The sequence below is a fragment of the Burkholderia sp. E168m23 genome (assembly GCF_016586125.1).
Classification (GTDB): Bacteria; Pseudomonadota; Gammaproteobacteria; order Burkholderiales; family Burkholderiaceae; genus Burkholderia; species Burkholderia orbicola.
Genome location: NZ_BCPP01000432.1, coordinates 1 through 5,757, shown reverse-complemented (window position 1 = coordinate 5,757; position 5,757 = coordinate 1). Strand labels below are relative to the sequence as shown.

The 5,757-nt window shown below is 66.1% G+C and carries 6 protein-coding genes; all 6 read left to right on the top strand.

Going from position 1 to position 5,757, the window contains the following annotated elements; genetic code table 11:
* Positions 1 to 923, top strand: a 923-nt coding sequence (aroB, locus tag JMF90_RS21215) for a 3-dehydroquinate synthase (protein ID WP_201325398.1), incomplete at its 5' end; no start/stop codon positions are given.
* A 41-nt stretch (positions 924 to 964) separates the two neighbouring features.
* Complete coding sequence (locus JMF90_RS21210) at positions 965 to 2,173, top strand: deoxyguanosinetriphosphate triphosphohydrolase (RefSeq protein WP_011546628.1); 1,209 nt, start codon at positions 965 to 967, stop codon at positions 2,171 to 2,173.
* 88 nt (positions 2,174 to 2,261) lie between these two features.
* Positions 2,262 to 3,596, top strand: coding sequence for a sn-glycerol-3-phosphate ABC transporter substrate-binding protein UgpB (ugpB, locus tag JMF90_RS21205; protein WP_054928288.1), 1,335 nt, complete (start codon positions 2,262 to 2,264; stop codon positions 3,594 to 3,596).
* A 96-nt stretch (positions 3,597 to 3,692) separates the two neighbouring features.
* Complete coding sequence (gene ugpA, locus JMF90_RS21200; RefSeq protein WP_011546626.1) at positions 3,693 to 4,577, top strand: sn-glycerol-3-phosphate ABC transporter permease UgpA; 885 nt, start codon at positions 3,693 to 3,695, stop codon at positions 4,575 to 4,577.
* Positions 4,574 to 5,419, top strand: a complete 846-nt coding sequence (ugpE, locus tag JMF90_RS21195; protein ID WP_006477155.1) for a sn-glycerol-3-phosphate ABC transporter permease UgpE — start codon at positions 4,574 to 4,576, stop codon at positions 5,417 to 5,419. Before ugpA ends, ugpE begins: the two co-directional genes overlap by 4 nt.
* A gap of 30 nt (positions 5,420 to 5,449) precedes the next feature.
* A partial coding sequence (locus JMF90_RS21190; RefSeq protein WP_201325397.1) for an ATP-binding cassette domain-containing protein occupies positions 5,450 to 5,757 on the top strand: 308 nt, incomplete at its 3' end.

Genomic DNA, 5,757 nt, shown 5'->3' with positions numbered 1-5,757 from the left:
TGCGCGCGGCGCTCGCGCCGCTCGGCAAGCGCGTGTCGACGGTCGTGCTGCCGGACGGCGAGGCGTACAAGAACTGGGAAACGCTGAACCTGATCTTCGACGGCCTGCTGACGGATCACGCCGATCGCAAGACGACGCTCGTCGCGCTCGGCGGCGGCGTGGTCGGCGACATGACCGGCTTTGCCGCCGCGTGCTACATGCGCGGCGTGCCGTTCATCCAGGTACCGACGACGCTGCTGTCGCAGGTCGATTCGTCGGTCGGCGGCAAGACGGGCATCAACCACCCGCTCGGCAAGAACATGATCGGCGCGTTCTACCAGCCGCAGGCCGTGATCGCGGACATCGGCGCGTTGACGACGCTGCCCGATCGCGAGCTGGCGGCGGGCGTGGCCGAAGTCATCAAGACGGGCGTGATCGCCGATGCCGGGTTCTTCGACTGGATCGAGGCGAACGTCGAGGCGCTGAACCGTCGCGAGCCGGCAGCGCTCGCGCATGCGGTGAAGCGTTCGTGCGAGATCAAGGCGAGCGTCGTCGCGGCCGACGAACGCGAAGGCGGCCTGCGCGCGATCCTGAACTTCGGCCACACGTTCGGCCATGCGATCGAGGCCGGGCTCGGCTATGGCGAATGGCTGCACGGCGAGGCGGTCGGCTGCGGGATGGTGATGGCGGGCGACCTGTCGGTGCGGCTCGGCCTCCTCGATGAAGCGTCGCGGCAACGCCTCGATGCGGTGATCGCGGCCGCGCATCTGCCGACCCGCGGGCCCGCGCTCGGCGACGCGCGCTACATGGACCTGATGCGCGTCGACAAGAAGGCCGAGGCCGGCGCGATCAAGTTCATCCTGCTGAAGCGATTCGGCGATACGCTGATCACGCAGGCGCCGGACGAAGCGGTATTCGCTACACTGGCGAAGACGACGCGCTAACGGCGGCCCGGATTCGCCGGCGCCCCTGACATGGAGGAGACGTGAGCGAGACATCCAGCAGCACACTGCCCGAAGCCAGCCGCGCATCCGCTGCGCCGGTGGCCGAGCCGCCGACGCTGGCGGCGCTGGAAGCCCATCTCGCTCCGTATGCCGCGCACGCGTCGCAGTCGCGCGGCCGCCGCCATCCTGAAACGCCGCCGGCGGCGCGCACCGAATTCCAGCGCGATCGCGACCGCATCGTCCATTCGACCGCGTTTCGCCGGCTCGAATACAAGACGCAGGTCTTCGTCAATCACGAAGGCGACCTGTTCCGCACCCGCCTCACGCACAGCCTCGAAGTCGCGCAGATCGCGCGCTCGGTCGCACGCAACCTGCGCCTGAACGAGGACCTCGTCGAAGCGATCTCGCTCGCGCACGATCTCGGCCATACGCCGTTCGGCCATGCCGGGCAGGACGCGCTGAATGCGTGCATGCGCGAGCACGGCGGCTTCGAGCACAACCTGCAGAGCCTCGCGGTGGTCGACGAGCTCGAGGAGCACTACGGCGCGTTCAACGGGCTGAACCTGTGTTTCGAGACGCGCGAAGGCATCCTGAAGCACTGCTCGCGCGAGAATGCGCGCAAGCTCGGCGCGCTCGGCGAGCGCTTTCTGCAGGGTCGCCAGCCGTCGCTCGAAGCGCAGCTCGCGAACATCGCCGATGAAATCGCCTACAACAACCACGACGTCGACGACGGCCTGCGCTCCGGCCTGATCACGATCGAGCAGCTCGCCGAAGTCGAGCTGTGGCAGCGCCACTACGAAGCGGCGCTCGCCGAATTCCCGCACCTCGAAGGCCGCCGTCTCGTGCACGAGACGGTGCGCCGCATCATCAACACGCTGATCGTCGACCTGATCGACGAGACGACGCGCAATCTCGCCCGCGTCGCGCCCGCGTCGCTCGACGACGTGCGCGCCGCGCCGCCGCTCGTCGCGCACAGCCCCGAGGTCGCCGCGCAGGCGGCGGCCCTCAAGCGCTTCCTCTTCAAGAACCTGTATCGCCACTACAAGGTGATGCGCATGGCGAGCAAGGCGCAACGCGTCGTCACCGGGTTGTTCGACGCGTTCATCGACGATCCGCGCCTGCTGCCGCCGCCGTACCAGTCCGACGACGCGGCGCAGCAGCCGCGTCTCGTCGCGCACTACATCGCCGGCATGACCGACCGCTTCGCGCTGAAGGAATATCAGCGCCTGTTCGTCATCAACGACAACTGACTGTCACAAACGATCACTAGACTTCGCCGGTTCAATGGCGACGGGAATGTTGCACACGCTGTTGGTAACGTTTTCATAGGAGAGGTCGATGAAGAAGAAGCCTGCGGGGACACTGGTTCGTTCGATCGCGCTCGGCGGCGCGCTGATGTTCGGGGCACAGCACGTGGCGCTCGCCGCGACGGAAATCCAGTTCTGGCATGCGATGGAGGCCGCGCTCGGCGAGCGGGTCAATGCGATCGCCGACCAGTTCAACGCGTCGCAAAGCGACTACAAGATCGTGCCGGTCTTCAAGGGCACTTACGACCAGGCGCTCGCAGCGGGCATCGCGGCCTATCGCAGCGGCAACGCGCCGGCGATCCTCCAGGTCTATGAAGTCGGCACGGCGACGATGATGCAGGCGAAGAAGGCGGTCGTGCCGGTCTACGACGTGTTCAAGCAGGCCGGCGTGACGCTCGACGAAAAGGCGTTCGTGCCGACCATTGCGAGTTACTACAGCGACGCGAAGACGGGCCACCTCGTGTCGATGCCGTTCAACAGCTCGACGCCGGTGCTGTACTACAACAAGGACGCGTTCAAGAAGGCGGGCCTCGATCCGAACCAGCCGCCGAAGACGTGGGCCGACGTGAAGGCGGATGCCGAGAAGCTGCGCAAGTCGGGGATGGCGTGCGGCTTCACGACCGGCTGGCAAGGCTGGATCCAGCTCGAAAACTACAGCGCGTGGCACGGGCTGCCGTTCGCGAGCCGCAACAACGGCTTCGACGGTACCGACGCCGTGCTCGAGTTCAACAAGCCGCAGCAGATCGAACACATCTCCTTCCTCCAGCAGATGGCGAAGGACGGCACGTTCACGTACGCGGGCCGCAAGGACGAAGCGTCGGCGAAGTTCTACAGCGGCGACTGCGGGATCCTCACGACGTCGTCGGGCGCGCTCGCGAACGTGCAGAAATTCGCGAAGTTCAGCTACGGCACGGGCATGCTGCCGTACGACGCGAACGTGAAGGGCGCGCCGCAGAACGCGATCATCGGCGGCGCGAGCCTGTGGGTGCTGGCCGGCAAGGACCCGGCGACCTACAAGGGCGTCGCGAAATTCCTCTCTTACCTGGCTTCGCCCGCGGTCGCCGCGAAGTGGCACCAGGACACCGGCTACCTGCCGGTCACGACCGCCGCGTACGACCTGACGCGCCAGCAGGGCTTCTACGCGAAGAACCCGAGCGCCGAAACCGCGATCAAGCAGATGCTGAACAAGCCGCCGCTGCCGTACACGAAGGGGCTGCGCCTGGGCAACATGCCGCAGATCCGCACGGTGGTCGACGAGGAGTTCGAACAGGTCTGGGCGCAGAAGAAGTCGCCGAAGGACGCGCTCGATTCGGCTGCGTCGCGCGGCGACGAACTGCTGCGCCGCTTCGAGAAGTCGGGCGGCTGAGCACGCATCGCCTCGTGCCGCCGGCGGTATCGCGCGTCAGCGCATGCCGTCCGGCGGCGCGGTTTCCTTTCCGTTTCGCCTGACCGGATATCCGCGATGCAATCCCGTTCCCGTTTCGGTACGAGCCCGGTGCCGTACCTGCTGATCGCGCCGCAGCTCGCGATCACCGCCGTGTTCTTCCTGTGGCCGGCCGGCGTCGCGCTGTGGCAGTCCACGCAGACGCAGGACGCGTTCGGCACGTCGAGCGAATTCGTCGGCCTCGCGAACTTCACGCACCTGTTCGCCGATCCGCTGTATCTCGATTCGATGCGCACGACGCTCGTGTTCAGTTCGCTGGTCACGGTGAGCGGGCTCGTCGTGTCGCTGCTGCTCGCCGCGTGCGCCGACCGCGTGATCCGCGGCGCGCGCGTGTACCGCACGCTGCTGATCTGGCCGTACGCGGTCGCACCGACGATCGCGGCCGTGCTGTGGGCATTCCTGTTCAACCCGAGCATCGGCCTGATCACATATGCGCTCGCGAAGGGCGGCATCGTGTGGAACCATGCGCTGAACGGCGAGCAGGCGATGTTCCTCGTCGTGCTGGCGTCGGTGTGGAAGCAGGTGAGCTACAACTTCCTGTTCTTCTACGCGGGGCTGCAGGCGATTCCGCGCTCGCTGATCGAGGCGGCGGCGATCGACGGTGCGGGGCCGGTGCGGCGCTTCTTCAACATCGTGCTGCCGCTGCTGTCGCCGACGAGTTTCTTCCTGCTGGTCGTGAACCTCGTCTACGCATTCTTCGACACCTTCCCGGTGATCGACGCGGCCACCGGCGGCGGCCCGGCGCAGAGCACCAGGACGCTGATCTACAAGATCTTCGCGGAGGGCTTCCAGGGGCTCGACATCGGCAGCTCGGGCGCGCAGTCGGTCGTGCTGATGATCATCGTCGTCGCGCTCACGGTGATCCAGTTCCGCTTCGTCGAACGCAGGGTGCAATACGCATGATCGAAAATCGCAAGGGCTTCGACCTGTTCTGCCACGCGGTGCTGATCGCGGGCGTGGTGCTGATCGTGTTCCCTGTCTACGTCGCGTTCTGCGCGGCGACGATGAACGCGCAGGAAGTGTTGACGGTGCCGCTGTCGCTCGTGCCGAGCACGCACCTGTTCGAGAACGTCGCGTACATCTGGGGGCACGGCAGCGGCGGCACGACGGCGCCGTTCGGCCGTTTGCTCGTGAACAGCTTCGCGATGGCGCTCGGCATCGCGGTCGGCAAGATCGCGGTGTCGATCCTGTCCGCATACGCGATCGTCTATTTCCGCTTCCCGTTTCGCAACACGGCGTTCTGGCTGATCTTCATCACGCTGATGCTGCCGGTGGAAGTGCGGATCTTCCCGACCGTGCAGGTCGTGTCGACGCTGCACCTGACGAACACCTACGCCGGGCTCTCGCTGCCGCTGATCGCGTCGGCCACCGCGACGTTCCTGTTCCGCCAGTTCTTCATGACGCTGCCCGACGAACTGATGGATGCCGCGCGCATCGACGGCGCGGGGCCGCTGCGCTTCTTCTGGGACGTCGTGCTGCCGCTGTCGAAGACGAGCATCGCCGCGCTGTTCGTGATCACCTTCATCTACGGCTGGAACCAGTATCTGTGGCCGATCCTGATCACGACGGAAGCGTCGCTGTCGACGGCGGTGGTGGGCATCAAGACGATGATCGCGAGCGGCGACGCCGCGACCGAATGGCAATACGTGATGGCGGCGCTGCTGCTGGCGATGATTCCGCCGCTCGTCGTCGTGCTGGCGATGCAGCGCTGGTTCGTGCGCGGCCTCGTCGATTCCGAAAAATAACCCCCACGGTAACCGGGAGAAGGACCAGGTATGGCTGCGCTGAGCTTGAAGGGCGTCAGGAAATCCTACGACGGCAAGCAGCACGTGCTGCATGGCATCGACGTGGAGATCGCCGACGGCGAATTCATCGTGCTGGTCGGCCCGTCGGGCTGCGGCAAGTCGACGTTGCTACGGATGATCGCGGGGCTCGAGAGCGTGACGGACGGCGAGATCGCGATCGGCGACCGGGTCGTCAACACGCTGGAGCCGAAGGATCGCGACATCGCGATGGTGTTCCAGAACTATGCGCTGTACCCGCACATGACGGTCGCGCAGAACATGGGTTACGGGCTGAAGAT